This is a genomic window from Streptomyces pseudogriseolus (assembly GCA_002154585.1).
Taxonomy (GTDB): Bacteria; Actinomycetota; Actinomycetes; order Streptomycetales; family Streptomycetaceae; genus Streptomyces; species Streptomyces pseudogriseolus.
Genome location: MUNG01000552.1, coordinates 1 through 515 on the forward strand (window position 1 = coordinate 1; position 515 = coordinate 515).

The following is a 515-nucleotide window of genomic DNA, read 5'->3' on the forward strand; positions in this document are numbered from 1 at the left end:
GTCCCGGCCGCGGCGGGCGGCATCGGCAACCTCCTCGTGCAGTACGCCCGGAACGCGGGCGCGACCGTGATCGGCCTCGCCGGAGGCCCCGCGAAGACGGCCCTGGCCGCGCGCGCCGGCGCCGCGCCCGCCGTNNCGAGGAGTACCGGGGCAAGGTCACCGTCGTGTACGACGGAGTGGGCGGGGACGTCGCCCGCACCCTGGTCGGCCTGCTCGCGCCCGACGGGCGGCACCTGGTGTTCGGCTGGTCGTCGCAGGGCATCGCCGGCGACCGGCCCTACCTCGTCGACGGCGTCTCNNTCCCGCTGTCCCGGGCCGCCGACGCCCACCGGGCCCTGGAGAACCGGCGGACGACCGGCAAGGTCGTCCTGGAGCCGTAGCGGTCACGCGGCCCCCGGAAAACAGGGGCGCGCCCCGCCCCCGTACGCCGCTACCGTGCGAGGCGTGATCGACATCCCCGCGGAACTCGCCGAGGCACAGGTCAAGTTCAACAAGGAGGCCGGACGGGCCTTCAT

General features: G+C 75.5%; 1 protein-coding gene and 1 pseudogene (1 of these 2 running past the window's edge). Both read left to right on the plus strand.

Going from position 1 to position 515, the window contains the following annotated elements:
* Nucleotides 1–380, plus strand: a pseudogene (locus tag CCN29_RS32635) (zinc-binding dehydrogenase); the annotation flags it as partial.
* Nucleotides 381–444: 64 nt separating this feature from the next.
* Nucleotides 445–515, plus strand: part of the annotated coding region (locus CCN29_RS32640) for an aminoglycoside phosphotransferase family protein (protein ID WP_442538622.1) (this coding region is incomplete at its 3' end). Its footprint extends 430 nt past the window's final position; 71 of its 501 annotated nt are in view.